The sequence below is a fragment of the Kitasatospora sp. NPDC033851 genome, from assembly GCF_055576085.1.
The window spans coordinates 1-25,029 of sequence record NZ_JBVIRL010000005.1 but is presented as its reverse complement, the minus strand read 5'-3'; the positions used below and the strand labels follow the sequence as shown (position 1 = coordinate 25,029).

26 protein-coding genes and 1 pseudogene are annotated in these 25,029 nt (G+C 74.6%); 9 read left to right on the top strand and 18 right to left on the bottom strand.

Annotated features, from left to right (window positions below; all coding sequences use genetic code 11):
* The first annotated feature begins 73 nt into the window (after positions 1 to 73).
* Together ACZ51D_RS11855 and ACZ51D_RS11850 are read left to right on the top strand one after the other, a co-directional pair.
* Positions 74 to 1,642: an FAD-binding oxidoreductase gene (locus ACZ51D_RS11855; protein ID WP_465662078.1), complete on the top strand. Its 1,569-nt coding sequence runs from the start codon at positions 74 to 76 to the stop codon at positions 1,640 to 1,642.
* Positions 1,639 to 2,565 carry a diacylglycerol kinase gene (locus ACZ51D_RS11850; protein ID WP_465662076.1) on the top strand — a complete coding sequence of 309 codons (927 nt, stop codon included), beginning with the start codon at positions 1,639 to 1,641 and terminating at the stop codon, positions 2,563 to 2,565. The genes ACZ51D_RS11855 and ACZ51D_RS11850 overlap by 4 nt, the downstream gene beginning before the upstream one ends.
* Positions 2,566 to 2,746: 181 nt before the next feature.
* Here the strand turns inward: ACZ51D_RS11850 and ACZ51D_RS11845 are convergent, their stop codons facing one another.
* The 3 genes from ACZ51D_RS11845 to ACZ51D_RS11835 all read right to left on the bottom strand — a co-directional run bounded on the left by ACZ51D_RS11845 (position 2,747) and on the right by ACZ51D_RS11835 (position 4,958).
* Positions 2,747 to 3,100 (bottom strand): hypothetical protein, encoded by a 354-nt coding sequence (locus ACZ51D_RS11845; RefSeq protein WP_465662074.1) that lies wholly within the window; start codon positions 3,098 to 3,100, stop codon positions 2,747 to 2,749.
* Between the two features lie 93 nt (positions 3,101 to 3,193).
* Positions 3,194 to 4,114, bottom strand: coding sequence for a DUF6891 domain-containing protein (locus tag ACZ51D_RS11840; RefSeq protein WP_465622041.1), 921 nt, complete (start codon positions 4,112 to 4,114; stop codon positions 3,194 to 3,196).
* A 301-nt stretch (positions 4,115 to 4,415) separates the two neighbouring features.
* Positions 4,416 to 4,958, bottom strand: coding sequence for a GNAT family N-acetyltransferase (locus tag ACZ51D_RS11835; RefSeq protein ID WP_465622219.1), 543 nt, complete (start codon positions 4,956 to 4,958; stop codon positions 4,416 to 4,418).
* A 335-nt stretch (positions 4,959 to 5,293) separates the two neighbouring features.
* On the opposite strand from ACZ51D_RS11835, the gene ACZ51D_RS11830 reads away from it, so the two are divergent.
* Both ACZ51D_RS11830 and ACZ51D_RS11825 read left to right on the top strand, forming a co-directional pair.
* Positions 5,294 to 6,442, top strand: a complete 1,149-nt coding sequence (locus tag ACZ51D_RS11830) for a Cmx/CmrA family chloramphenicol efflux MFS transporter (protein ID WP_465662072.1) — start codon at positions 5,294 to 5,296, stop codon at positions 6,440 to 6,442.
* A 232-nt stretch (positions 6,443 to 6,674) separates the two neighbouring features.
* Complete coding sequence (locus ACZ51D_RS11825; protein WP_465622044.1) at positions 6,675 to 7,130, top strand: hypothetical protein; 456 nt, start codon at positions 6,675 to 6,677, stop codon at positions 7,128 to 7,130.
* A 13-nt stretch (positions 7,131 to 7,143) separates the two neighbouring features.
* Here ACZ51D_RS11825 and ACZ51D_RS11820 read toward each other — a convergent pair whose 3' ends face one another.
* Positions 7,144 to 7,884, bottom strand: a complete 741-nt coding sequence (locus ACZ51D_RS11820; protein WP_465662070.1) for a helix-turn-helix domain-containing protein — start codon at positions 7,882 to 7,884, stop codon at positions 7,144 to 7,146.
* Positions 7,885 to 7,969: 85 nt separating this feature from the next.
* Between ACZ51D_RS11820 and ACZ51D_RS11815 the strand changes: the two genes are divergently transcribed.
* A complete protein-coding gene (locus tag ACZ51D_RS11815; protein ID WP_465662069.1) occupies positions 7,970 to 8,908 on the top strand; it encodes an LLM class flavin-dependent oxidoreductase in 939 nt (312 codons plus the stop codon).
* Here ACZ51D_RS11815 and ACZ51D_RS11810 read toward each other — a convergent pair.
* The 8 genes from ACZ51D_RS11810 to ACZ51D_RS11775 all read right to left on the bottom strand — a co-directional run bounded on the left by ACZ51D_RS11810 (position 8,886) and on the right by ACZ51D_RS11775 (position 19,320).
* Positions 8,886 to 10,244 (bottom strand): DUF2252 domain-containing protein, encoded by a 1,359-nt coding sequence (locus tag ACZ51D_RS11810; RefSeq protein ID WP_465622049.1) that lies wholly within the window; start codon positions 10,242 to 10,244, stop codon positions 8,886 to 8,888. The two genes, ACZ51D_RS11815 and ACZ51D_RS11810, sit on opposite strands and share 23 nt — an antisense overlap.
* A gap of 206 nt (positions 10,245 to 10,450) precedes the next feature.
* The gene (locus ACZ51D_RS11805) at positions 10,451 to 12,028 is read right to left on the bottom strand and encodes a multicopper oxidase family protein (RefSeq protein ID WP_465622051.1); all 1,578 of its coding nucleotides are present in this window, start codon (positions 12,026 to 12,028) and stop codon (positions 10,451 to 10,453) included.
* Positions 12,025 to 12,498, bottom strand: a complete 474-nt coding sequence (locus ACZ51D_RS11800) for a hypothetical protein (RefSeq protein WP_360490536.1) — start codon at positions 12,496 to 12,498, stop codon at positions 12,025 to 12,027. Before ACZ51D_RS11800 ends, ACZ51D_RS11805 begins: the two co-directional genes overlap by 4 nt.
* Positions 12,499 to 12,852: 354 nt before the next feature.
* The gene (locus ACZ51D_RS11795; protein ID WP_465662067.1) at positions 12,853 to 15,408 is read right to left on the bottom strand and encodes an FtsX-like permease family protein; all 2,556 of its coding nucleotides are present in this window, start codon (positions 15,406 to 15,408) and stop codon (positions 12,853 to 12,855) included.
* The gene (locus ACZ51D_RS11790; protein WP_465622057.1) at positions 15,405 to 16,247 is read right to left on the bottom strand and encodes an ABC transporter ATP-binding protein; all 843 of its coding nucleotides are present in this window, start codon (positions 16,245 to 16,247) and stop codon (positions 15,405 to 15,407) included. The genes ACZ51D_RS11795 and ACZ51D_RS11790 overlap by 4 nt, the downstream gene beginning before the upstream one ends.
* A gap of 131 nt (positions 16,248 to 16,378) precedes the next feature.
* Positions 16,379 to 17,167 (bottom strand): aminotransferase class IV, encoded by a 789-nt coding sequence (locus ACZ51D_RS11785; protein WP_465622059.1) that lies wholly within the window; start codon positions 17,165 to 17,167, stop codon positions 16,379 to 16,381.
* Entirely contained in the window at positions 17,160 to 18,083 is a 924-nt protein-coding gene (locus tag ACZ51D_RS11780) for a GNAT family N-acetyltransferase (protein WP_465662065.1), read from the bottom strand. Before ACZ51D_RS11780 ends, ACZ51D_RS11785 begins: the two co-directional genes overlap by 8 nt.
* A gap of 295 nt (positions 18,084 to 18,378) precedes the next feature.
* Positions 18,379 to 19,320 carry a DMT family transporter gene (locus ACZ51D_RS11775; RefSeq protein WP_465662062.1) on the bottom strand — a complete coding sequence of 314 codons (942 nt, stop codon included), beginning with the start codon at positions 19,318 to 19,320 and terminating at the stop codon, positions 18,379 to 18,381.
* Between the two features lie 132 nt (positions 19,321 to 19,452).
* Between ACZ51D_RS11775 and ACZ51D_RS11770 the strand changes: the two genes are divergently transcribed.
* The 4 genes from ACZ51D_RS11770 to ACZ51D_RS11755 all read left to right on the top strand — a co-directional run bounded on the left by ACZ51D_RS11770 (position 19,453) and on the right by ACZ51D_RS11755 (position 22,938).
* Positions 19,453 to 20,355, top strand: coding sequence for a LysR family transcriptional regulator (locus tag ACZ51D_RS11770; RefSeq protein ID WP_360490554.1), 903 nt, complete (start codon positions 19,453 to 19,455; stop codon positions 20,353 to 20,355).
* A 129-nt stretch (positions 20,356 to 20,484) separates the two neighbouring features.
* The gene (locus tag ACZ51D_RS11765) at positions 20,485 to 21,975 is read left to right on the top strand and encodes an MFS transporter (RefSeq protein WP_465662060.1); all 1,491 of its coding nucleotides are present in this window, start codon (positions 20,485 to 20,487) and stop codon (positions 21,973 to 21,975) included.
* On the top strand, positions 21,965 to 22,459 hold the full coding sequence (locus ACZ51D_RS11760) for an Lrp/AsnC family transcriptional regulator (RefSeq protein ID WP_465662058.1): 495 nt from the start codon (positions 21,965 to 21,967) through the stop codon (positions 22,457 to 22,459). The genes ACZ51D_RS11765 and ACZ51D_RS11760 overlap by 11 nt, the downstream gene beginning before the upstream one ends.
* On the top strand, positions 22,456 to 22,938 hold the full coding sequence (locus ACZ51D_RS11755) for an Lrp/AsnC family transcriptional regulator (protein WP_465662056.1): 483 nt from the start codon (positions 22,456 to 22,458) through the stop codon (positions 22,936 to 22,938). Before ACZ51D_RS11760 ends, ACZ51D_RS11755 begins: the two co-directional genes overlap by 4 nt.
* Before the next feature lie 260 nt (positions 22,939 to 23,198).
* Here ACZ51D_RS11755 and ACZ51D_RS11750 read toward each other — a convergent pair whose 3' ends face one another.
* The 6 genes and pseudogenes from ACZ51D_RS11750 to ACZ51D_RS11725 form a co-directional block, all read right to left on the bottom strand.
* On the bottom strand, positions 23,199 to 23,399 hold the full coding sequence (locus tag ACZ51D_RS11750; RefSeq protein WP_465662053.1) for a S26 family signal peptidase: 201 nt from the start codon (positions 23,397 to 23,399) through the stop codon (positions 23,199 to 23,201).
* Positions 23,371 to 23,658: a S24/S26 family peptidase gene (locus ACZ51D_RS11745; RefSeq protein WP_465662052.1), complete on the bottom strand. Its 288-nt coding sequence runs from the start codon at positions 23,656 to 23,658 to the stop codon at positions 23,371 to 23,373. Before ACZ51D_RS11745 ends, ACZ51D_RS11750 begins: the two co-directional genes overlap by 29 nt.
* 139 nt (positions 23,659 to 23,797) lie before the next feature.
* Positions 23,798 to 24,424, bottom strand: coding sequence for an ATP-binding cassette domain-containing protein (locus ACZ51D_RS11740; RefSeq protein ID WP_465662050.1), 627 nt, complete (start codon positions 24,422 to 24,424; stop codon positions 23,798 to 23,800).
* The gene (locus tag ACZ51D_RS11735) at positions 24,328 to 24,576 is read right to left on the bottom strand and encodes an ATP-binding cassette domain-containing protein (protein WP_465662048.1); all 249 of its coding nucleotides are present in this window, start codon (positions 24,574 to 24,576) and stop codon (positions 24,328 to 24,330) included. Before ACZ51D_RS11735 ends, ACZ51D_RS11740 begins: the two co-directional genes overlap by 97 nt.
* Before the next feature lie 48 nt (positions 24,577 to 24,624).
* Positions 24,625 to 24,825: a hypothetical protein gene (locus tag ACZ51D_RS11730; RefSeq protein WP_360490572.1), complete on the bottom strand. Its 201-nt coding sequence runs from the start codon at positions 24,823 to 24,825 to the stop codon at positions 24,625 to 24,627.
* A gap of 63 nt (positions 24,826 to 24,888) precedes the next feature.
* Positions 24,889 to 25,029 (bottom strand): annotated as a pseudogene (locus tag ACZ51D_RS11725) (IS5/IS1182 family transposase); the annotation flags it as partial.

The window sequence follows — 25,029 nt, the reverse complement described above, 5'->3', positions numbered from 1 at the left end:
ATGTGTGAAACTGTAACGCATGGCACCTGAGACGCAAGCGGGACCGGCGGGCGCCGCTCTTCCGCTCCCCCCGATGAAGTGGGACGCCTGGGGCGACCCGGCCCTGGCCAAGGAGCTGTCCGCCGACATCAAGGGACTGCTCGCCGCGGCCCTCGGCGTCACCGGCGACGCAGCCCCCGGGCCGAGCGCCGAGGAGGTCGTACTGCACCCGTCCCGGACCTCCGCCGAGGACCTCAAGGCACTCGCCGCCGCCGTCGGCGAGACCCACGTCAGCACCGCCGACGCCGACCGCCTGCCGCGCGCCGGCGGCAAGTCCACCCCCGACCTGCTGCGCCGCCGCAGCCGCGAGCCTCAGGACGCGCCCGACGCCGTCGTGCTGCCCGGCAGCGAGCAGGAGGTCGCCGCCGTCCTCGCGGTGTGCGCCGAACGCCGCATCGCCGTCGTCCCCTTCGGCGGCGGCACCAGCGTCGTCGGCGGCCTCGACCCCGAGCGCGGCCCCTTCCACGCCGTCGTCTCGCTCGACCTGCGCCGCTTCGACGAACTGCTCGACCTGGACGAGACCTCCGGCGAGGCCGTCCTCGGCGCCGGCCTCACCGGCCCGGCCGCCGAAGCACTGCTCGCCGAACGCGGTTGGGAACTCGGCCACTACCCGCAGAGCTTCCGCTACGCCACCATCGGCGGCTTCGCGGCCACCCGCTCCTCCGGCCAGGACTCCGCCGGGTACGGGCGCTTCGACGAGATGGTGCGCGGCCTGCGGGTGGTCACCCCTGCCGGGGTGCTCGACCTCGGCCGCGCCCCCGCCTCCGCCGCCGGCCCCGACCTGCGCCAGCTCTTCCTCGGCTCCGAGGGCACCCTCGGCGTGATCACCGCCGTCCGGCTGCGCGTCCACCCGCTGCCCGCCGTCAAGGCCTACGAGGCGTGGAGCTTCCCCGACTTCGCCACCGGGACGGCCGCGCTGCGCGCCGTCGAGCAGCAGGGCACCGGCCCGACCGTGATCCGGCTCTCCGACGAGGCCGAGACCATGGTCAACCTCGCCATGACCGAACAGATCGGCGGCAGCCCGACCGTCAGCGGCTGCCTGGCCGTCACCGTCTTCGAAGGCAGCGCCGAACAGGTCGCCGCCCGGCACCGTGCCACCCGCGAGGCGCTGCTCGCCGCCGGCGCCACCTCGCTCGGCGAAGCCCCCGCCCGGGCCTGGGAACACGGCCGGTTCAACGCGCCCTACCTGCGCGACTCACTGCTCGGCGCGGGGGCGCTGTGCGAAACCCTGGAGACGGCCGCCGGCTGGAGCCGACTGCCGGCCCTGCGGGCCGCCGTCACCGAGGCACTCACCGCCGCCCTGCCCGGCGCGCTCGTGCTCTGCCACATCTCGCACGTCTACCCGACCGGTGCCTCGCTCTACTTCACCGTCGTCGCCGCCCTCGGCGAGGACCCGCTCACCCGCTGGGGCGCCGCCAAGCGCGCCGCCGGGGACGCCATCGTCGGCGCGGGTGGCACCATCACCCACCACCACGCCGTCGGCGCCGACCACCGGCCCTGGATGACCGACGAGGTCGGCGACCTGGGCGTCCGCATCCTGCGCGCCGTCAAGGCCGAGCTCGACCCGGCGGGCATCCTCAACCCCGGCAAGCTGATCCCATGAACCGGGCTCATGGGGCGGACGGCCCGAGAACCGTCCGCAGGGTCGCCGTTCTCGCCAACCCGGCGGCGGGCGCCGGCCACGCCGGCCCCGCCGCGGAGCGGGCCGTCGCCCGCCTGCGCTCCCTCGGCATCGACGCCGAACCCCACGCCGGGCGCTCCGCCGACGACGCCGTCCGCCTCGCCCGCGAAGCGGCCGCGGACGGTGTGGACGCGGTCGCCGTGGTCGGCGGTGACGGCATGATCAACCTCGCCCTGCAGGCCCTCGCCGGCACCACCGTCCCGCTCGGCGTGATACCGGCCGGCACCGGCAACGACCACGCCCGCGCGTACGGCCTCCCGCTCGACGCCCCCGAGGCCGCCGCCGACATCATCGCCGCCGGCCGCATCCGCACCGTCGACCTCGGCCGGGTCACCGGTCCGGACGGGTCCGTCCGCCGGTTCGGCTCCATCCTCGCCACCGGCTTCGACTCCCTGGTCAGCGACCGCACCAACCGCCTGCGCTGGCCACGCGGCCGGATGCGCTACAACCTCGCCATCCTCATCGAGTTCGCCAACCTGCGCCCGCTCCCGTTCCGGATCACTCTCGCCGACGGCACCGTCATCGAACGCGACCTCACCCTCGCCGCCGTCGGCAACACCCGCAGCTACGGCGGCGGCATGCTCATGTGCCCGGACGCCCTCCCGGACGACGGCCTACTCGACGTCACCCTCGTCGACGCCATGCCCCGCCTGCGCATCGCCCGGTTCTTCCCCACCCTCTTCAAAGGCACCCACACCACCCGCCCCGAGGTCACCACCCTGCGCACCGAGTCCCTGCGCATCGATTCCCCGGGCATCACCGCCTACGCCGACGGAGAATTCATCGCACCCCTGCCGGTCGAGGTCGCGGTGGAAAGGAACGCCCTGCACCTGCTGGTGCCGTGACCCGATGCCGCGGTCCGGTCCGCCGACCTCCTGGCCTGCTGGTCGGCCGGACCGGGGCACCGGTCATCCGTCCTCATGGGAAGAGGCGCGCCGGCCGCTCGAACGCCGACCGGTCCGGCTGCCAGGACGGTCCGCCGGGATCACCGACAGGACGTCATCGCTCACGTCCCGGCTTCCTTCCTCACGGCCGCCGCACCGGGTTGGCCGCCTCGACCCGCCGCGCCCAGCGGCGGACCAGCGGGTTGGCGTCGTGGTCCGGGGAACCGTCGAGGATGTCCACGCCCGCCGTGGCACCCGGGCCGGCGCTCATGACCGCGTTGAGCAGGTAGCCCAGCAGCGCGCCGAGGTCCCTTCGACGGGCGTCCGGGGTGCCGAGCACCTGCCAAGCCCAGCCGACGGCCACCGCCGCCACCCGCCGGTCCTCCCAGGCCCGCCCCCGCCGGGCGTCCGCGATCACCTGCCGCCGCACACTCCTCGGCAACGCCCCCCACAGCTCCCGCGCGTTGCTCCGCGGCACCTTCCCCCGCTGCATCATGCTGCTCCCCCGTTCCGTCGAACGTTACCGAACACCGTCGGACGCCGTCGGGCACCGTTATCGGCCCCGGAGGATACGGCAGTTCAGGTCCGATCACCCGCCCAGGCGGCGGCGCCAGAGCAGGGGGCGTATCTCGATCGCGTGCGACGGGTCGCCGTTCCAGACCGTGGGCAGGCCGGCGGCGGTGAGGGCGGCGACAACCTCGTGGCCGACGGCCGTGGCGGTCGACGGGGAGCCGTCGAAGCCGCCGTAGAGGAGAGACAGGCCGTGGCCGGCGGCGGCGGATTCGGTGCACTGGGAGTGGAAGTAGACGAAGCCGCGGGCGTCCGGGGCGCCGGCCGCGCCGATCTCTGCCTCGCCGCAGGACCGGCAGCAGGTGAAGTCCTCCCGGGCCGTGATGCCGCTCGCCTCCAGGGCGGCGAAGGCGTGGGCGAGGCGCTCCGGATCGGTGTCGCCGATCCAGCCGGTCTGCTCGCCGACGCGCTCCAGCCAGAGCCGGTCGGCGAGTTGCTCGGCCTGCGCACGCGAGAGGGGACGGAGGCCGCCCGACACCAGGTACTCCTCGGCCTCCTCGGCCAGCCGGGCGCGGTCGGTGTAGCCGCAGGCCAGGGTCAGGCGCAGCCGGTCCTCCAACTCCCGCCGCTCGCCCGCTCCCAGCTCCACCGGCGGTACGGGCTCCGGCACCGGGCCCATGTCGAGTAGCTGCCAGTCCAGGCCGTCACCCCAGCCCGCCTCGCCGCGCGCCCAGGCCGTCATCGCCTCGGCCACCGGCCCGGGCCCGTCCAGCCGCACCTCGAAGTGCCGCTGGGCGGAGCCGTCGCGGTGCTCCAGCGTGTAGCCCTCGCCGTCGGAGTGCCACACCTGGATGTATACGTCCGGCAGGTCCGGTATCCGCTCCAGGACGAGGAAGCGGTCGTCCTCCGCGCCGATGCCCCGGACCAGTCCCGCCAACTCGTCCGCGCTCGGTCGGGAACGCCGCTTCCCGTCGTTCGTCTGCACCGTGATCGCCAGCATGGGGCCACCCTTGCACACCCCACTGACAATCGCGCCGCCCGATCCCGCAGTTCAGGCCCGGTGCGAGCGGGGCCGGTCGGCCAGGTGCGCGACGGCCTCCGCCGCCTGGGCGGCGAACCTCGCGCCATCCACGGCCAGGCGATCGGACGGCGCCGACGCTCTTGGTGCCGGTGGGTTCGCCGGCTCCCGGTCGGCGCTGAGGACCCGTGACCCGGTGTCGGTGATATCGGTGACGTCGGTGCTGACGGTGATCCGGTCGGAGGCGGTCCACACGGCCGACCGGAAGGCCCGGTCCCCTCCCCTAGGACAGACGGTCCTCGCGGCGCAGCCGGAAGACCACGTTGCGGCGCAGCGGACCGTCCGGGGCGGCGGGGTCGTCGAAGTCCTCAGCGGGGTCGTGGGTCATGCCGAGGCGGCGCATCACCGACTGGGAGCGCTGGTTGGCGGCCGTGGTGATGGCGAGGACCTCGGGGAGGCCGAGGGCGTCGAAGCCGTACGCCAGGACGGCGCGGGCCGCCTCCGTGGCGTAGCCGTGTCCCCAGGCGGAGCGGGCCAGGCGCCAGCCGATCTCGACGCCGTCGACCGGGTCCGTCTCCTCGATGTCGTCCAGGCCCACGAAGCCGACGAACTCGCCGCTGTCCCGTACTTCGACGGCCAGCCAGCCGTACCCCCGCCGCTCGATCGCCGCTTCGAAGCGTGCCACCGACGCGTCGCTCCGCTCCCGGGTGAGCGGGCCGCCCAGGTGCTCGCGGACCTCGGGGTCAGCGTTCATCGCGGCCCACGGGACGAGGTCCGACTCGCGCCAGCGGCGGATCAGCAGGCGTTCGGTGCGCAGCTCGGTCAGCGGTCGGTTCAGCGGTTCGGCCTGCGGTCGGTTCAGCGGTTCGTTCATGCGGCCAACCCAACGGCATCCTGACCTCTCGGGCAAACGGAAATAACTCCGGTGCCGGGACGGCCGCCCGTCGGGTAGCGTACGGAGCATGTCGAGCCCTGAGGCATCCAGGGTGGGGACTTTCGGTCACGCCGTCAGCCCCCTGAACCCCCGCAGCCGTTGAAGCGCTGAGCGCTGAAATGCCGTGCGCGAGCGCGGGCCCGGCCGCGAAAGCGTGCGCCCTCGGGGGCTGAGCGCGGTGACGAGACGCCGTTCCTCGTTGCTTCTCCTCGTTCCGGAGCCCCTCGATGCCCCTTCCGCTCTATCTGCTCGCCCTGGCCGTCTTCGCCATGGGCACCTCGGAGTTCATGCTCGCCGGTCTGCTGCCGGACCTCGCCGACGATCTCGGAGTCACCGTCGGCACGGCGGGCGGCCTCACCTCGGCTTTCGCGGTCGGGATGGCCGTCGGCGCGCCGCTGATGGCCGCGCTCGCCCGCAGCCGGCCGGGGCGCGGCAGCCTGCTCGGGTTCGTCCTGGCGTTCGCGGCGGCTCACGCCGTGGGCGCCCTGACCTCGAGCTTCCCGGTGCTGTTGTCGACCCGGGTGGTGGCCGCGCTAGCCGACGCCGGGTTCCTCGCCGTGGCGATGACCACGGCCGCCGCGCTGGTCCCGGCGGACCGGAAGGGGCGGGCGCTCGCCGTACTGCTGTCGGGGACGACGGTGGCCACGGTCGCCGGGGTCCCGGGCGGTTCGGTCCTCGGCGCGCTGTACGGGTGGCGCGCCGCGTTCTGGGCCGTCGCCGTGCTCTGCCTGCCCGCCGCCGTGGGCCTCGTCTGGGCTCTCCCCGCCCGTCCCACGACCGCGCGCGGGCCCCACGCCCCGTCCCTGCGCACGGAGTTCCGGCAGCTGGGCCGTCCGCGACTGCTCCGTGCGATGCTGCTCGCCGCTCTCGTCAATGCGGCGACCTTCGGTGGCTTCACCTTCCTCGCCCCTGTCGTGACCGGCCCCGCCGGGCTCGGCGCACTGTGGGTGCCGGTCGTGCTGGTGCTGTTCGGCGCCGGGTCCTTCGTCGGCGTCACCGCCGCGGGACGGCTGGCGGACCGCCGCCCCGGTCTGGTCCTCGCCACCGGCGGCCCGCTGCTGCTGGCCGGCTGGCCCACGGCGGCCGTCCTCGCGGACCGACCGGCCGTCCTGCTGCCCCTGGTGTTCCTGCTGGGCGCGCTGTCCTTCGCCGTCGGCGGCACGCTGGTCACCGGGGTGCTGTACGAGGCGGCCGGAGCGCCCACCATGGCCGGCGCCTACGCGACCGCCGCCCTCAACCTCGGCGCCACCGCCGGCCCGCTGCTCGCCGCGACCACGCTCGGCTCGGCGGCCGGCGATCTCGGCCCGCTCTACACCGCCGGCCTCCTGGTGGCGACGGCCCTGCCGATCGCCGCCGTCCGGCCGGGAGCCGGTTAGCGGTACCGTGCCGCCGTCCGACCACGGCGGCACGGCGCGGGTCCACGGGGTCGACCGCGGACCGCTCGAAGGAAGCTCGAGGGGCCCGCGACCTCCCGCCCGTGGGCCGCCCGGCCGGGCCGCCGACCGACGATGCCGCCAACCGGCCATTCCCCGGCGGGAATTGTCCGACTGCGGGGCCGTCCCCAGGATGGGTCGCACCGAGACCGGCCGAACACCACAGGAGTCCGCCATGACCACCGGTACGCCCATCGCCACCGGCACATCCATCGCCACCAGCGCCCAGCAACTCGCCGACCGCTACGCCGCGTTGTGGACCGAGCCCGACGCTGTTGCCCGCCGGTCGGCGGTCGAGCGGTTGTGGGCCGTGGGCGGCGTGCACCTCCTGCACCCGCCTGTCGAAGCCCGGGAGGCAGCCGCGCGGGTCGGGTTCGCGGAGCCGGTCCTGGAGGCGCGCGGCTACGAGGAGTTGGAGTTCCGGGTGGCCCGCGCCCACGAGGAGTTCGTGGCGCCCGGCGAGTTCACCTTCCGGGCCCGGCCGGACGCCGTGCGGCTGCGGGACGTCGTCCGCTTCACCTGGGAGATGGTGCCCGTCGGCGGTGGCGAACCGGTCGGCAGCGGGGTGGAGTTCGTCGTCCTGGACACCGACGGCCGGATCACCGCCGACTACCAGTTCCCGGGGCTCTGAGCGGCCGCTCCCGCTATGCCGCGGCCGCTCCCCGCAACGCCTCGGCGGTGGCCGCGTCCGCCGGCAGGAAGGCTTCCAGTTTCAGTTCGGCGAGGGTGACGTCCACGGCGGTGGCGAAGGTGGTGACCGTTGTCATCAGACGCAGCTCGCCGAGCGAGGTGCGCAGCTCGAGCGGGACGGCGAAGCCCAAGTGCTGTTCTCCCACCTCGGTTTCTGGAACGTACGAGCTCAACTCCGCGTGCAGTTCGCCGAGATGCCGGGTGCGTTCGACGATGTGGCGGGCCCAGGCGGCGAAGTTGAGGATGCGCGGGGCGAGGCCGTCCGGGTGCAGGGCGAGCCGGTAGGCGTTGGTGCCGGGGCCGACGAGCCGCGGGTCGGCGCCTGCGGTGATCACGTCCAGGGCGGCGTTGGCGGCCACCACGTCACCTCGGTGGTCCACGACGAGTGCCGGGTACGGGAGGTGGCCGGCCAGGATGTGGCCGATCGCTTCCCGCACCGGTGCCAGCGTCGGCCCGTCCAGCGGTGTCTCCGGGTAGACGGGTGCGTAACCGGCGGCCAGCAGCAGCTCGTTGCGGTCCCGCAGCGACAGGTCGAGCGATTCGGCGAGCCGGACGACCATGCCCCGGCCCGGCACGGAGCGGCCGGACTCGATGAAGCTCAGGTGCCGCTGGGTCGTTCCCGCTCGGGTGGCGAGGTCGAGCTGGCTCAGGCGGCGGCTGGTACGGCGCTCACGCAGCGTTTGGGAGAAGTCCACGGCACCAGCCAACCGCGGGCGGCCGCGGCCCGCCATTCCCCCGGGGGAATTGAGGCCATTCGCCCCGGCCGCCAGCATCGACGCCATGGACATCGGTGTTTTCCTCCCCACCGGCCAGGACCAGTGGGCCGCGCACGGCCCCCGCGACCTGGTCGCATTCGCCTGCCGCAGCGAAGAGTTGGGCTTCTCCTCGCTGTTCGTCAACGACTCCCTGCTGAGCCCGAGGATCGAACCGCTCACCATGCTGGCGGCCGCCGCCGCGGTGACAGAACGCGTCCGGCTGGGCACCGGCGCCCTGCTGCCGGTCCTGCGCCGCCCGGTGCAGGCCGCGCAGACGCTGGCCTCGGTGGACCAGTTGTCCGGCGGCCGGCTGACGGTCGCGGTCGGCGCCGGCTTCCCGGGGCGCTTCGGCCGCCCGCTGCACGAGCTGTCCCAAGTGCCGTGGGAGCGCCGCTTCGCCCGGCTGGACGAGACGGTCGCCCTGTGGCGGGCGCTCTGGGCCGGGGCGAAGGAGTTCCACGGCGAGTTCCACTCCTTCGCCGAACTCCCGCCCACCACCAGGCCGTTCCACGAGCAGGGGCCGCCCGTCTGGCTCGGCGGCGCGACCCCGGCGGCCCTGGCCCGAACCGGGCGCCACTACGACGGCTGGCTGCCCTATCCGCCCGACCCGGCCGACTACGCCACCGGGCTCGCCGCCATCCGGGCGACGGCCCGCCAGGCCGGACGCACACCGGAGGCCGTCAGCCCCGCCCTCTTCGTCAACGTCCGGATCGACCGCGACACGGAAGCCGCCCGCCGGGCCATGGACGCCTACACCCGCTCCAACTACGGCCTGCCGCTGGCCGAGACGGAGCAGATCCAGGCGTTCGCCCTAGGCACGCCGGACGAGGTGGCCGCCAAGCTCACCCGGTACACGTCGGCCGGTGCCCGGCACCTGGTGGCCCGCCTCGGGGCGCTCGAACTGGCGGATCAGCGGGAGCAGTTGGAGAGGCTGGCCGCTCTCACACTCCCCGGGTCGCCGTGATCCTCCCGTCCGCGACGGCGGCCACCAACTCGCGGTGATCCACCTCCGTCCGGTCCGCGTACCGCACCGCGAACTCGGCCACCGCCTCCGCGAAGGTGTCCGCGCTGCCGAGGTAGCCGGCGATGGCGAGGCGGTCGCCGGTGCGGGCGTGGGCGCGGGCGAGGGTGCGGCCGCAGAGGTCGGCGTAGGCGCGCAGGCCGGAGGGCTTCATGTCGCCGACCTCGACCGAGCCCTTCATGTCACGCAGTTGGCGGCCGTAGAAGTGGCGCCCGGCGGGGCCGGTGGTCCAGCCGAGGAAGATGTCGCTGGCGGCCTGCATCAGGTGCTGGCCGGTGACCACCCGGCGGCCGCCGTGGTGAGGGGCGACCTCGGCGTCCACCTTGGCGGGCGGCAGGTGGTCCTCCAGTACCGACCGGCCGGCCTCTTTGAGTTGCAGGAACAACGGGTCGCGGCCGTCCCGGCCCTCCAGCAGGACGATGAAGCAGCGGGTGCCGACGCTGCCGACACCGACCACCTTGGTGGCCGCGTCGACGAAGCGGTAGCGGTCCAGCAGGACACGGCGGCTCTCGGCGAGGGTGCCCCGGTAGTCGCTGAACACCTTGCCGATGCCGCGCAGTTCGGTCTTCTTCAGCGGCTCGATCAGCGGTGGCGCGCTGATGATCCGGCGCCGCCCGTCCCGTTCCTCGGTGAGCTTGCCGAAGGCCTGCAGGCTGGTACGGCGCCGGGCGTGCGCGAATTGGGCCTCGGCGCGCTTGCGCTGCCGGGGCTTGCCCAGCAGCGGCAGCAGCTGCGCGGTGTCCACCCGGGCGTACCAGACGTCGAGTTCGCCCAGCCCCGCCAGGCGTCGCATCGCGGTCGCGTAGCCCTCGACGGCGGTGCGGGCGGCGCGGCGCACGCGCTCCTCGTCCTGGCCGTTGTCGCGGGCCGCGACGGCGACGCTGGCGGCGAGGCGTTTGACGTCCCACTCGAAGGGGCCGGGGTAGGTCTCGTCGAAGTCGTTGACGTCGAAGAGCAGGGCGCGTTCCGGCGAGGCGTACACGCCGAAGTTCACCAGGTGGGCGTCGCCGCAGAGTTGGACGGTGAGACCGGTGTCGGGCACGGCCCCGAGGTCGGCGGCCATCACGGCGGCGGCGCCGCGCAGGTAGCTGAACGGGCTTTCGGCCATCCGCCCGTAGCGGATAGGCAGCAGCCGGGTGACCCGGTCCTCGCCCTGCCGTTCCAGCACGCCGAGCGGGTCGGGCCGGTCCGCGGCCGGGATCCACCGGCCGTGGTCGGAGCGGGAGACGCGGTCGCGGGCGGCCCGGCCGCGGCGGCGGCGTTCGGCGGGAGTGGTCATGCGGCGGCTCCATCCGTCGGTGGGCGCTGCCCGCGACGCCGGGCGGCCGGCGGGTGCCCCTCTCCGCGACGCTAGGACACGAGTGCCGGAGGGCGCAGCGCACGCCCTCCGACACTCGGCCGTCCGAGTGAAACCGGGCGGTTCACCGCAGGACGGCTCACCGCACCGATCACCCCGCCGCTCACCGGGCCGACTCACCGCACGGTTCACTGCACCGTGAAGTCCGCCATCATCGCCATGTCCTCGTGCTCCAGGTTGTGGCAGTGCAGCATGTACGCCCCCGCGTAGTCGGTGAAGCGCACCAGTAGCTCCACTGCCTCGGCCGGGCGCAGGTCCACGGTGTCCTTCCACCCCGCGTCGTAGGGGCCCGGGTTCGCGCCGTTGCGTCCGATCACCTGGAAGTGGTCCAGGTGGACGTGCACGGGGTGGTGCAGGTCGGACGAGAAGCGCCAGCGCTCGATCGTCCCGAGGGCGGGCGTGGCGATGTTCTGGCCTGGGTGGTAGGGCTCGCCGTTGATGGTCCAGCCGTCGCTGCGGCTGCGGCGGAAGGTGAAGTCGCGGGTGGTGACGGCGGCGGAGGCGTCCAGGCCCTCGACGGCGGCGAGCTTGTCGGGCACCGTCGCGTCGTCGTTCACCTGCTTCGAGGAGACGTCGAACCGCATGACCTCGGCCGTCCGACCACTGCCGAAGCGGTTGACCAGGCGCACCAGGGTGCCGGGCGCGTAGCGCGAGAAGTCGACCACGACGTCGAAGCGTTCGGCGGGAGCGATCTCGATGCCGTCGTGGGCGACCGGGGCGGCGAGCAGGCCGCCGTCGGAGCCGATCTGGACCAGGGCGCCGCCGCCGGGGGGCTGCGGGTCGAGTTCGAGCCGGTAGAGGCGGGCGTTGGAGGCGTTGAGCAGGCGCAGCCGGTAGCGGGCGCGGTCGACGTCCAGACGGGGCCACGGCGCGCCGTTGACCAGGATGACGTCGCCGAGCACGCCGTTGGCGTAGCCGGCGGTGACGCCGGGCTCGCCGAGCGCGGGGTCGGTGGAGGGGTACTGAAAGGACCCGTCGGCGGCGAAGGAGCGGTCGGCGATCATCAGTGGCAGGTCGCGCTCGCCGCGCGGCAGCGGCAGGGCGCCCTCCTCGTCGTCCTGGACGAGGTGGAAGCCGGCCAGTCCGCGCCAGACTCCGGGGCCGGTGAAGCCCATCCGGTGGTCGTGGTACCAGAGGGTGGCGGCGCGCTGCCTGCCCGGGTAGGTGTGGCTTCGCTCGCCGACGATGCTGCGGCCCCCCGCGTGGCGCATCCCCGGCATGCCCTGCATACCGGCCATGCCCTGGGCGGCGTCGGCCGACGACCCGACGGGCAGCAGCAGGTCCACCGGGTAGCCATCGCTGTCCGCCGGGGTGTGCCCGCCGTGCAGGTGGGTGACGGACGGCACCGGCAGCTCGTTGCGGTGCTTGACCACCGCCGCCCGCCCGGAGCGGGTGACCAGGGTCGGCCCGGGGAAGCTGCCCCCGTACGTCCAGGCCTCGGTCTTCACACCGGGGATGATCTCCAGTTTGGCGACCTGCTGGGTGATCTCGTAGTAGTCGCTGGTCCCGTCGGTGCGCACCGGATTCAGCACGGCCGGCACCGGAAGCGGGACCTGGAACGCCTCGGGCAGGTCGAGCCCGCTGCTCAGGAGCTGCCCGGGGCGGCCCTCGGCGAGCAACCGGGCGGCCGAGGGGACGGCGACGGCGGCCAGCGCGCCCGCGCCGAGGACGGAGGCGCCGATGCCCAGGAACCGGCGACGCTTCACTTGGACACCTCCACTGGCCCGCCGGGGCGCGGCAGCAGTCCGCTGCCGTCCGGGCCCGCATCAGGCTGCCCCGTCCGGGCGGGCAGCGGCAGCCGCCAGGCTTCGACCAGGCCGAACAGGATGCCGCTGACCAGCAGCACGCCGAGGGTGACGTGCACGCCGACGGCCCGGGCGTAGCCGGCCGCGATCTGGCCGATGACCGCGACGTTGAGCAGGAGGGTCGTCCACAGCGGCCACAGCGGGCCGCGCCCGGGCCACCGCACCGCGACGGCGACCACCAGTTGGAGCACCACCACGGTGGCCAGCGTCATCGCGTTGCCCTCGTGGTCCTTCAGGGAGTCGAACGTGCCGTTGAGGAAGCTACTGGCCAGCATGACCTGGAGCAGGGCCAGCAGGGCCAGCGCGGTGGCGGTGGTGCGCAGCAGGATCAGCGGCCAGCGGGCCGCGGGGACGGCAGGGGGACTGCTCATGTCGGGCTACTCTCTGCTTCGGCGGTCGGGCGGGGCGGGCGAGAGCGTAGCTGATCCGACATCACGATCAGTTCCAATAAAGTCCTTTGGGGCTTCCGGTTACCCCATTGCGCCTGCTCGTCCCGCCTTTGTCACCCGGACGAGTGATGCCCTTGAGTGGTTCTCAAGGGCATCCGTCATGAGCTTCTCTCCAGTGCGTCTCATGGGCTTCTCGCCGGGGCGCCTCACGAGGCGGTCTCATGGGGGACGCCATGAGACCGCCTCATGAGGACCTCATGCACTCCTCTCATGGGAGGGCCTCATGAGCTCGTCTCACGGGGCGGCCCCATGAGTCCCGCTCATCGCCCCACCGGCCTACTGCCGCGCCGCTCCCAGCGCCGCCGGACGGGTCCGCAGCAGCGCCCGGACCGGCAGCCCGGTCGCGCCGAGGCAGAGCAGCACGGCCCCTGCCGCCAGTGGCAGGGCGAGCATCGGCGGGACGTACGGGGAAGCGTTGGCGACGCCACGGGTGACCGGCACCAGCGTGATCCAGGCGATCACCGCGCCGACCGCCAGCCCGGTCGCGGCCACCAGCAGAGCCTCCCAGCGCATCATGTCGCGCACCTGGCGCCGGGTGGTGCCGGCCAGTCGCAGCAGCGCGACCTCGCGGCGGCGGTCCAGCACGGTCATCACCAGGGTGTTGGCGGCGCTGACGGCGGCGAACCCGCCGAGCACGCCGGCCATCACGGTGTTGGCCCAGCCGCTGAGCTCCATGTCCTTGTCGGCCTGGGCGACGAACCCGGCCCGGTCGGTCACGCTCGTCCCGGCCTGCGTGCCCAGCCCGGCGGCCACCGCCGTGCGGTCGGCGCCCGGCACGTCGGCGACCAGCACCTGGCTGTCGTACCCGGTGGTGACGTGCTCGGCCAGGGCCGCCCGGGGCAGCACCGCCTGGCCGACGCCGAGCCCGCGTTCGTACACGGCGACCACGGCGGGCCGGACGGCGGTGCCATCGCCGAGGCGCAGCGGGACGCGGTCGCCGACCTTGGCATCCAGGGCGTCGGCCAGGGTGGTGCTCAGGGCGATGGTGTCGGTGGCGCGGCCGAGGTCGGCGAGTGAGCCGCTGCGTACGCCCAGGTCGAGCACCTTGGGCAGCCGGGCCGGGTCGCCGTCGACGCCGAGCGCGGGGGCGGAGCTCAGCCGGCCGCCGCTCTCGAGGACCAGGCCGGTGCGGAGCACGCCGACGGCGGTGTCCACGCCGGGCACCTTGGCCGCCCGCTCGGCGGTCCCGGCGGGCAGGCCGGGGCCGGTGGTGCCGATCACGTGGTCGGCGGTGATGCCGGCCCGGACGTTCTCGCCGGTGGTGTGGCGCAGGGTGCTCTGCAGGATCAGCAGGGTGCCGCAGAAGGCGGTGACCAGGACGATCGGGGTGATCGCGGAGGCCAGCCGGCGGGCGTTGGCGCGGGTGTTGTCGGCGGCCAGCGAGCCGGGCGCGCCGCCGGCCCGCAGCGGGGCGCCGAGCACGGCGGCGGCGATCCGGGCCACCCACGGGCCGAGCAGGGCGACGGCCGTCATGAAGCACATGACCACGCCGAGCGCGGTCTGGGCGGCCTTGGCGCCGTCGAGGGAGGCGGCGAGGGCGGCGACGGCGATGCCGCCGCCGGCGAAGACCAGTCCGAGGAGGGTGCGCACCTTGCCCGGGCGGGGCGCCTCGACGGCGGCCTCGCCGAGTGCCTCGGCGGCGCGCAGCTTGGACGGTCGGCGGGCGGCCAGGAAGCCGGCGGTCAGCGCGGCGAGTGTGCAGGTGAGGACGGCGGCGAGCATCGGCAGTGGGCCGACGTCGAGGCGGATGCCCTCGGGGACGGCGCCGCGTTCGGCCAGCTGGCCGAACCACCAGCGGGCGAGCGCGAGTCCGGGCAGGATGCCGAGCGCCGCGGCGACCGGGGCGATCAGCATCGCCTCGGCGGCGATGGTTCGGCGGATCTGGCGCGGGGTGGCGCCGATGGCGCGCAGCAGGGCGAACTCGCGGGCGCGCTGGCCGGTGGCGAGGGCGACGGTGCTCATCACCACGAAGATCGCGGTCATGGTGGCGTAGCCGCCGAAGGTGCCGCCGAGGGCCATCAGCGTCGTCCGGGCCTCGCCGAGAGCGGGGTGCTCGACGGTGCCCCGGTCGTCTCCCGAGAAGACCTTCGCCTCGCCGCCGACGGCCTGGCGCACCTGTGTGGCGAGCGCGGCGGCGGTCACGCCCGGGCGGGGCTGGACGGCGATGGCGTCGATCCGGCCGGGGTGGCCGGAGAGGCGGTCGGCGGCGGTGTCGGCGAACCAGGCGGTGGGCCCGGCCGTCTGGGCGGCGGCGAGGCCGGAGACCCGGTAGCTCGCGGTGCCACCGGGCGCGGTGAGCGTGAGGTTCACGCCGGGCGCGAGGTGGGCGGCGCGCGCGGTGTCGGCGTCGAGCACGACCTCGTTCGCGCCGGGTGCACGGCCCTCGGTCAGCTTGTCGGCCGGTCCCGCGATGCCGAGGGCGGCGTAGCCGCGGCCGGTCAGGGCCGGGGTGTCGTTCGCGGCGGTATGCGGGAAGGCGGTGAGCGGGAAGGCGGTGAGCGGGAAGGCGGTGTCCGGCCGGGCGACCGCGACCCCGGGCAGGGCGGTCAGCCGGCCTACCAGCGCAGCGTCCGCACGGGCCCGCTCCGGGGTGGCCTGCTCCTGGGTCTCGGTGTCCTCGCCGACCTTCTTCTGGATCTTCACCGTCTGCTCGGCCGCGACCACCACGGGCGCGGAGGCGTACCGGTCGGGTTCGAGGCCGGCGGTCAGGCCGGTCTGCAGCAGCACGCCGCAGGCCGTCACGACGGCGGCGCCGAGCAGCAGGGCGACCAGGGTGCCCACGAAGGAGGCGGGACGGAAGCGCACCGAGGCGCGGGCGAGTCCGTTGGTCATGCCGCCGCTCCCACCCGGCGGGCGGTGAGCGCGACCATCCGGTCGGCGACGGCCTGCGGGCTGGGGTGCGGCAGGTCGTCCACGATCGTGCCGCCGGCCAGGAACAGCACCCGGTCGGCGAAGGAGGCGGCCACCGGGTCGTGGGTCACCATGACGACGGTCGCGCCGAGGGAGTCCACGGCCTGCCGCAGCAGGGCCAGCACCTCGTGTGCGGTGCGGGTGTCCAGCGCGCCGGTGGGCTCGTCGGCGAACAGCACGTCCGGGCGGGTTATCAGCGCGCGGGCGATCGCGACCCGCTGCTGCTGGCCGCCGGAGAGCTGGCCTGGCCGCCGCCGGGCGTGCTGCCCGAGGCCGACCCGTTCCAGCAACTCCCGCGCCCGGGCGCGGTCCTGGCGCTCCCCGGCGAGCCGCTGCGGGAGCAGCACGTTCTGCTCGACGCTCAGCGAGGGCAGCAGGTTGAAGGACTGGAAGACGAAGCCGATCCGGCTGCGGCGCAGCTTGGTGAGCCGGTTCTCGCTCAGCGCGGTGATCTCCTCGCCGCCGAGCCGGATCTCCCCCGCCTCCGGGCGGTCCAGGCCCGCAGCGCACTGCAGGAAGGTCGACTTGCCGGAGCCGGAGGGGCCCATCACGGCGGTGAAGCTCCCGCGGGCGAGCGCCAGGTCGATCCCGCGCAGCGCCTGCACCGCCGCCTCGCCGCGCCCGTAGGTGCGGCGTACGCCGCGCAGTTCGATCGCGGGGGCCGCCGACGGTGCGGCGTGCGGGGCACCGTCGTACGCGTCGGTGGCGTACGGGTGGGTCACCCGCTCGTCGGTCCTGCGGCGGTCGTGGCGGCGTGCCATGGAGGGGCCTTCCTTCGGTTCTGCGTCGCTCGTCGTCAACGTGTTTCGCTCGTCGTCAACGTGTTCAACGCTAGGAAGTCCGGGCCCCGCGGGCCATGGAGGTCACCGGCGGAACGGGGGTGGGGTTATCCCTACACCGCTTCGGCGGTGGTCCCGAGGTAGGCCGCGCGCAGCTCGGCGAGCACCGGGTGGGCGGGGTCGAGGGTGGTGCCGTCGACGGCCGCCAGCGGCCGGACGCCGATGCCCGCGTTCACCGCGAAGGCGGCTGCGAAGCGGCCCAGCGCGGCGGCGGGCAACGGCTCGCGGGACTGCGGGCCCCGGTACGCCCGGGAAAGCAGGGACTCGGTGACGCCAGGCAGGCTCGGGCCTTCCGGCCAGACCAGCCTGTCCTCGTCCAGGAAGCCGACGTTCCAGGTCGCGCCCTCGGTCACCCGGCCGTCCGTGTCGATCAGCAGCACGTCGTCGTAGCCGGCGAGTTGGGCCTGCCGCCGGTGGTGGACCAGGCCGAACAGGCCCACGTGCTTCACCGCCGGCAGTTCCCGCCGGTACACCGAGGTGCGCACCCGCAGCGGGGCGGGCTCCGCCGTCGCGGCGGGGCGGGTGGTGACCAGCAGGGCGGGTGCGGCCGGGGCGGCGGGGCGTTCCAGACCGAGGGCCGGGTCGTACACGGTGACCCGGACGATCACCGGTTCGCCGCCGGCGGGCAGCACCGCGCGGATCCGCTCCCGCACCGCCGCCCTGTCCAGCTCGACGGCGAACAGCGTGCGGCAGTCACGGACCAGCCGGTCCAGGTGCAGCGTCAGGCCGCGGACCCGGCCCGCCTCGGCGCGCAGGGTGGTGAAGTGCCCGTAGTTGAGCAGCCCCAGCGCGGCCAGCCGCGCCGGGTCGGCGGGGGCGCCGTCGATCTCGATCTCAGCCATCCCCCGAGTCTGCCAGCTGCGACGACGGGACCGAGGCCTGCGACGGGGCCTGCGTCGCCGCCCGCTCCGGGGCTTGTGCCGGGTCCCGCTCCGGGTACTGCACCGAACCCTGCGTCGGGCTCTGCGGAGCGGGGACCGGCGCAGGGCCGTACGGGGAGGACGCCGGGCGGGGGGCGGCCCGCTCGAACTCCTCGATCCGGTATGCCAGTCCCTCCGGCTCGCCCGCGTCCGACCAGCGCCACGCCTCCGCCCACCACTGCGGGCCGCGCACCAGCGGGAAGCCCGCCAGCGCCAGGTGCAGGGCCAGCGTCGAGCGCGCGTAGTCGTGGACCCAGCCGTCGGCGCCCCGGTAGTCGGCCGTCTCGTCCAGCCGCAGCCAGCGGCCCTCGCGGCCGGCGGTCAGTATCGGCACCCAGCCGCGCAGCCGGTCGGCGACCAGCAGGAGCAGCCGCCCGTCCTCCTCGCGCACCCGGTAGGAAGGGAGTTGGGGCATCCGCGCGAGCGCGAGCGAGCGTTTCCAGCCGACCGCCCACAGCCCTCGGCGCAGGTAGTAGCGGACAGCCGGCTGCCAGGTCCAGTGCGCCTCGAGCCGGAATCCGGGCAGGCCCTCGGCGGTGGCCGCCGCGTACACCTCGTCCAGCGTGGCGGCGGCCAGCCCGCGACCGCGCGCCGCCGGGCTCACATAGAGGGAGGAGACGGCGGGTTGGCCCGGGCCCTTGGTCCAGTTGTCGACCGCGACGGTGCCCACGACGGCGCCGTCGTCGCCCTGGATCCAGTACCTCCGGCGGTACAGCTCCCCGCCGGGCCACTCCCGGCCGCTCTCGCCCAGCCGCTCTCGCCAGCCGCGCTCCGCCGACGGCGCCAGCCCGTCCGGGTCCACCAGCGCGCCCAGCTCGCCCTCCACAAGAGACGCCAAGTCCCAGAGGGCGAACCGCCGTTCGTCCCCCTCGGCGACCGCCCTCAGCCGCGGCCCCGCCGCCAGCCGGTCCTGTGCCCGCTCAACCGCCGCATCCCACGCCCTCACCACGCCGCCACCCTAGCGGGGCCCGAAGACATTCCGTAATTCATTGGACACCGAACGTCAGGTCGGGTACGAATGCGCTGTCCGATCAGCCCGGTTCCCGCCGGCTTGTCCCGGGTGGGCCCGTTCAGGGAAGGAGATCCCCATGCGCGGCATCTTCGTACGCGCCGTCGTCGGGGCGGCGCGTGCCCTATCCAACGGTCTGGCCCGCCTTCGGGGTCTGGTCCGCCGCGCCGGTCGCGGTCCGGGGGCGGGGGCGGGGGCGGGTCAGCGCCACCGCCGCGATCACCAGGACACCACCGGCCAGGGCGTTCCAGCCGACCGGCTCCGCGAGGAACAGCGCACCGATCGCGGTGGACCACAGCGGCATCACGTAGGCGACGGCCGAGGCCACCCCGGTGCCCGCGGTCCGGACCAGGCCGAGGTTGAGCAGGTACGCCAGGCCGGTGCCGACCACGCCGAACACCAGCAGGGCGACGGCCGGGCCGGCCCCGGGCCAGTGCGGGGCGCCCGCGGCGAACGGCACGATGACGGCCAACTCGGCGGTGGCGCAGCCGATCTGGAGCGCGGAAAGGGTGGTGACCGACTCCGGCCGACCGGACAGGAAACGCCGCAGGTAGGCGAAGCCCGCCCCGTAGCAACAGGCGGCGGCCAGGCAGGTGAGGCCCCCGACGGCCGCACCGGATCCGATGCCGCGCCAGACCCCGAGCACGGTGAGCACGCCGACGAAGCCGAGGGCGAGGCCGGTGAGCCGGCGGGCGCCCGGGCGGCGCTCCTCGGGGACGGTGAGCACCGTGAGCAGCAGGGCGAACAGCGGAGTGGTCGCGTTCATCACCCCGGCGAGCACCGAGCTGGCCCTGGTCTCGCCGAACGGGAACAGGATGAACGGCACGGTGTTGAGCAGCACCGCGACCACCGCCGAGTGCCCCCACAGCGCACGGTCACGCGGGACCTTCTCACCGCGCAGCACCAGGACCGCGCCCAGCGTGGCCGTGCCCAGCAGGCACCGCCACAGCGCCACCCAGACCGGGGGCACCCCCGCGTCGACCGCCACCTTGATCAGGGCGAAGCTCGCACCCCAGATCGCCGACAGTGCCGCAAAACCCGGCAACCAGCGCCGCACCGCAACCACCCCCGCATTCCTCCGGTGTTCCCTGCACCTGGACAGAGGATGGTGCGACGTTCGACCATGAGTCCAACAAGTGGCATTCCGACATGGATGAGGAAGTCTCATGACCCGAGGTCACACGCCCCAGGGCGTCCGATGACCACGGAGGTCAACCTGGCCCAGCTCAGGGCTCTGGTCGCGGTTGCCGACACCGGCGGCTTCGGCGCGGCCGCCGACGAACTGGGTATCAGCCAGTCCGCCGTCTCACACGCCGTGGGCGCGCTGGAGCGGGCCCTCGGCGCACCCGTCCTGATGCGCGGCACCCCCTGCCGGCCGACCCCGCTGGGCGAGCAGGTCCTGCCGCACGCCCGTACGGCCGTCGCCTCCGCCACCGCCGTCCGCCTCATCGCCACCCAGCACACGGGCGGCCTGACCGGCACCGTCCGGCTCGCCGCACCGACCACCGTCTGCCAGGCGCTGCTGCCCGGGCTGCTGCGGGACTGGAAGGCCGCGTACCCGGAGGTCACCGTCCGGGTCTTCGAGGGTGAGGACGCCGAGCTGACCGCCTGGCTGGAGGCCGGCACGGTGGACGCCGCCGTCCTGGTGGACGCCGGGCCGCTCCAGCCCGGGGCGGTCGCGCTCGGTGCCGACTCGATGCACGCGCTGCTGCGCCGCGACCACCCCCTCGCCGGTCAGGAGACCATCCACGTCACCGAGTTGGAGGACGACGACTTCCTGCTCTCCGAGGGCGGCTGCGAGCGCCACATCCGCGAGGCCTACCGGCGGGCCGGCACCCGCTTCGCACCCCGGCACCGGATCCGCGACCTCAACACGCTGATCGGCATGGTGCACGCGGGCGTCGGAGTCTCGGTGATGCCCGCGCTGGCACTGACCATGCTCCCGGCCGACTGCGTGCTGGTCCCGATCCGGCCCGCCGTCCACCGGACGCTGACGCTCACCGGACCGGCGAGCCGGCCGTGGTCCCCGGTGGTCAGCGGGCTGCTCGCAGGAGTGGGGGCGATGACGAAGGGCAAGGCTCTGGCCGGGTCGCCGGCCTGAGTGGAGTTTTTCGGCTCTGCGGGCAGGGTTAATGGAACTTCCCGTCGATACGGGCGGCAGCAGCTGGTCGGCACGGGCGTACGGCCGGAGGGTGACGGCATTCCGGCCGTACACCCGAGGGAGGACCCGTTGTCCGCACACCCGCTGCCCCCGCCGTCCGCACGCCCGACAACCGAGCAGCCGACAACCGAGCAGCCGACGCCCGTGAACCCGCGCCGCTGGTGGGCGCTCTGCGCGCTGCTCACCGCGGAGGCGATGAACCTGCTGGACGCGACGATCGTGCAGGTCGCCGCGCCGCGCATGCGTGCCGACCTCGGCGGGCCGGCGGCGGCCGTGCCCTGGCTCACCACCGCGTACACCCTGCCGTTCGCCGTACTGCTGCTCACCGGCGGGCGGCTCGGCGACCGGGCCGGACGGCGGCGGGTGTTCCGGATCGGGGTCGCGGGCTTCCTGCTCGCTTCGCTGGCCTGCGCCTGCGCGCCCACGCTCGGCGCGCTGCTCGCCTTCCGGGCCGTCCAGGGCGCGGCCGCGGCCGTGATCGTCCCGCAGACCATCGGCCTGATCAAGGCCATGTTCCGCGGCCCGGAGACGGCCCGGGCCCTCGGCACGATCGGGCCGGTGATGGGGCTGGCGGCCGTCGCCGGCCCGGTGCTCGGCGGGGTGCTCACCCACGCCGACCTGTTCGGCTCCTCCTGGCGCGCGGTCTTCCTGGTCAACCTCCCACTCTCGCTCGCCGTCCTCGCCCTCGCCCCGCTGCTCGCCGAGGACCGCGCCCCGCGCCGCCCCGGCCTCGACCCGGCAGGCAGCGCGCTCGCGGCGCTCGCCACCGGGCTGGTCGTGCTGCCGCTGCTGGCCACCGGAAGCACCCCGCCGGTGTGGACGGCTGCCGGAGCGGTCGCCGCGGTGGTCTTCGCCGTCCACCAGCGGCGCGGGGCCCGGCGCGGCACCGACACCCTGGTCGAGCCGAGCCTGTTCACCTCCGTACGGTTCCCGGCCGCGATGGTCGTCCTCTCGCTCGCCTTCGCGGCCACCACCGGGCTCACCCTGGTCGTCGTGCTGCAGCTCCAACTCGGCAGTGGAGCCGACGCGTTGGCCTCAGGCCTGACCCTGCTGCCGATGTCGGCCGGGCTTGCGGTCGGCTCCCTGTGGGCGGGCGCCTCCCTGGTCCGGCGGTACGGGGCGCGGGTGATGCCCGTCGGGCTGGCCGTGATGGCGGTCGGGGTGGTGTCCGCCGTCGGCGCCTACCGCACGGGCCAGCGGCCGGAGGCGCTGCCCTACGCGCTCGCCCTGGTCGGGCTCGGGCAGGGGCTGTTCACGCCAGCCTTCTTCACCACCGCCCTGAAGCCGCTGCGGCCGCAGGAGACCGGCTCGGCGGCAGGCCTTCTCAACGCCGTGCAGCAGCTCGGCTCCACACTCGGCGTCGCCGTGCTCGGACGGATCTACCTGGCCGCCCCGGACACCGCCGGGGCGCAGCGCGCCTGCTGGCTGGCGGTGGGGGTGCTGGCGGCCGCCGCCGTGGCGGTCCGGCTGATGAGCAACTCTCATGGCACTCGCACCGCCAGCCACACGGCAGAATCGGACGGTGTGTCCGACCACCGGGAACCCACACATGCTCGATGACCTCGACCGCGCGCTCGTCCACGCCCTGCGCGTCGACGGGCGCGCCCCGTTCAACCGGATCGCCGCTGTCCTCGACGTCTCCCCGCAGACCGTGGCACGCCGCTACCGGCGGCTGCGCGCCGAGGCCGGGCTGCGGGTGGTCGGGCTCGCCGACCCGCACCGGGCCGGACGGTCCCAGTGGCTGCTGCGCCTCACCGCCGGGCCGCACACCGCCCAGAACCTCGCCCAGGCGCTGGTCCGGCGCGCCGACACCGCCTGGGTGAAACTCACCTCCGGCGGCACCGAGATCACCGCCATCGTCGACACCGGTCCCGGCCCCGACGGCCACAGCCTCCTCCTGCGCGACATCCCCGCACCGCCACCGTCACCGGTGTCTCCGCCCACTGCCTGCTGCACACCTATCGGGGCGGCCCGTCCGCCTGGCCAGTCAGCACCGAGGCACTCAGCGAGGAACAGCAGGACCGGCTCCGCCCGGTCGCCGTGAGCCCTCCGTCCGGCGGCCTCGACGAGGCCGACCACGCCCTGCTCGGCGCGCTGCACCGTGACGGCCGCACGCCCCTCGGCGACCTCGCAGCCGCGACCGGCCGCACCCCGGCCACCGTCGCCCGCCGGCTCGCCGAGCTCCGGGCGGACGGCACGGTCTTCCTCGACGTGGAACTCGACGCCCGGCTCCTGGGCGCGGACATGCAGGCACTGCTCTGGCTGAGCGTCGCGCCCGCCCACCTCGACCACGTCGGCCGCGCCCTCGCGACGCACCGCGAACTCGCCTTCGTCGCCGCCACCACCGGCCCCAGCAACCTCACCGCCCTCGCCCTGTGCACAGACCCGGCCGACCTCCACCGGTACGTGACACAGCAGTTGGGCGCGGTCAAGGAGATCACCGCCCTGGAGTCCTCCCCCGTCCTGCGCACCCTCAAGGCCGCCGGCCCGGTCCCGGCACCGCCGGGGCACGGACGCCCCTGACCGCGCCGCGACCGAGTGGGTGGCCCCACCCTCACACCGGCGGGTGGAACAGTCGACACCCTCCCGGCCGCGGGCGAGCGCCCGCCGGGACCGAAGCCGGACGTTCTCGCCGACCTCCCGGACGCCGCCCCCCAAGGCGACGCCCGCCACGGGACGGGATCTCGCCAGACGCCGCCCCACCTCCCGGGCAAGCGCCCGAACCACCCCGGACCCCGAACCATCCCGAGCCCCAGGCCGCCCCGGACCGTACGACCGGCCGCTCAGCCCCGCAGCCGGACGCCGTCGAGCACCACGCCCACGACGCTCCGCGCCGGGACGGCGCCCCACGTCCGGGAGTCCGTGCTGAACTCCGGGCTGTCGCCCAGCAGCACCACGTGCCCGCCCGGCACCGTCCCGCCCGCCACGACCGGGCGGACGGACTGCGGGACCGGGTCACCGGGCAGCGCCGCCAGGCGCTTCACCAGCAGACGGTCCGGCCGGCTGCCGCCGGGCCGGGCCACCGCCGGGCGCGGCGAGCCCGTCCGGGGAGACCACCACGATCCGCCCCGCACGCAGCCGGGCCAGGCCTCGGCGCAGCACCGGGACGCGCTGGCCGGGCCGCAGGGCCGGGCTCATGCTCGGCCCTGACACCACGACCACCGACAGCGCCACCCGCAACAGGACGACGAGGGTCATCACCGCCGCCAGCACCGCACCGCCGACCACCGACCACAGCCCCACCGGCACACCTCCTCCGCTCAACGGGCCGACCGGCCCGACATCCCGGCCCGCCGCAACACCGCGACGGCCGACGGCCGTTCCCGTCCCCACCTGCCGGCCACTGCCCCGCACCTCCCGGCAACTGCCTCGCACCTTCCGGTCACTGCCCCGCGCGACCCGACACCACCGCGTCCTGGTAGCCGGAGGCCTGCAGGGTGAACGGCTCCGCGTAGCGCCCGCCGAGGGCCATCAGCGCGTCGTGGGTGCCTTCTTCGACCACCTGGCCGGCGCCGAGGACGACGATCCGGTCGGCGTCGCGGACCGCGCTGAGCCGGTGGGAGATGACCAGGCTTGTGGCGCCCCAGCGCAACTCCCGCACGTTCTCGTGGAGTTCCTGTTCGGCTTCCGCGTCGAGGCCCGCACTGGGTTCGTCCAGGATCATCAGGTCGGCGTCGCCGCGCATGAACGCCCGGGCCACGGCGAGGCGTTGCCACTCCCCGCCGGACAGGGAGTGGCCCCAGCCCGCCTCCGTCACGCCTTCGGGCAGGAAGATCCGGCTGAGCAGGGCCCCGTACCCGCCGTCCAGCCGCTGCACCCGTTCGTGGATGCCGGCCGCACGGGCCGCGTCGGCGACGCGGGCCCGGTCGTCAAGGTGGGCGAGGCGGCCGAGGCCGATGTTCTCGCCGGCGGTCAGGTCGTAGCGGCAGTAGTCCTGGAAGACCACGCCGATCCGCTGCCGGTACTCCTCGGGCGGGAACTCCCGGATGTCGACGCCGCCCCAGAGCACCCGGCCCCGCGGTCCGGGTCGTAGAGCCGGCAGAGCAGCTTGACGAGGGTGCTCTTGCCCGCGCCGTTGAGTCCGACCAGGGCGGTGACGGAGCCGGCCCGCAGGGTGAGGTCGACGCCGCGCAGGATCCACGGCGCGTCGGACGGGGGCACCGGCGGCCGCGTGTCAGCCGGCCGGTTCGGTCAGCAAACCGGGGCGGGTCAGCAGCCGCCGACGATGACGTAGGTGACACAGGACGGCTTGACCGCACAGTTCCAGGAGCAGCACTCCGTGACGTACAGGTTTTCGCCGCTGCAGTGGGTGGTGGTGCCGGCCGGGCAGGCGCAGTAAGCGTCCGCGACATTCGTGTTGCGGCCGCCGGAAACCACGCGGTCGACCAGGTTGAGAACCGCCTGAACCATTGTGTTCCTCCGCTCGGGAAGGTGGATTGGAGAGGCTGTGCACTTAGGGCGTCCGCCAGTAGGTCATCGGATGCGGGGGCTTCGAGGCCGGGTATCCCAGCGGTAGAGGGTCCAAGCCCGTCTGATTAGGCAGCGGACAGTGATGATGATGCTGGCCAGGGCGATGAAGAACTCGACGATGGTTCTTCGTCGCTCGGTGCAGCG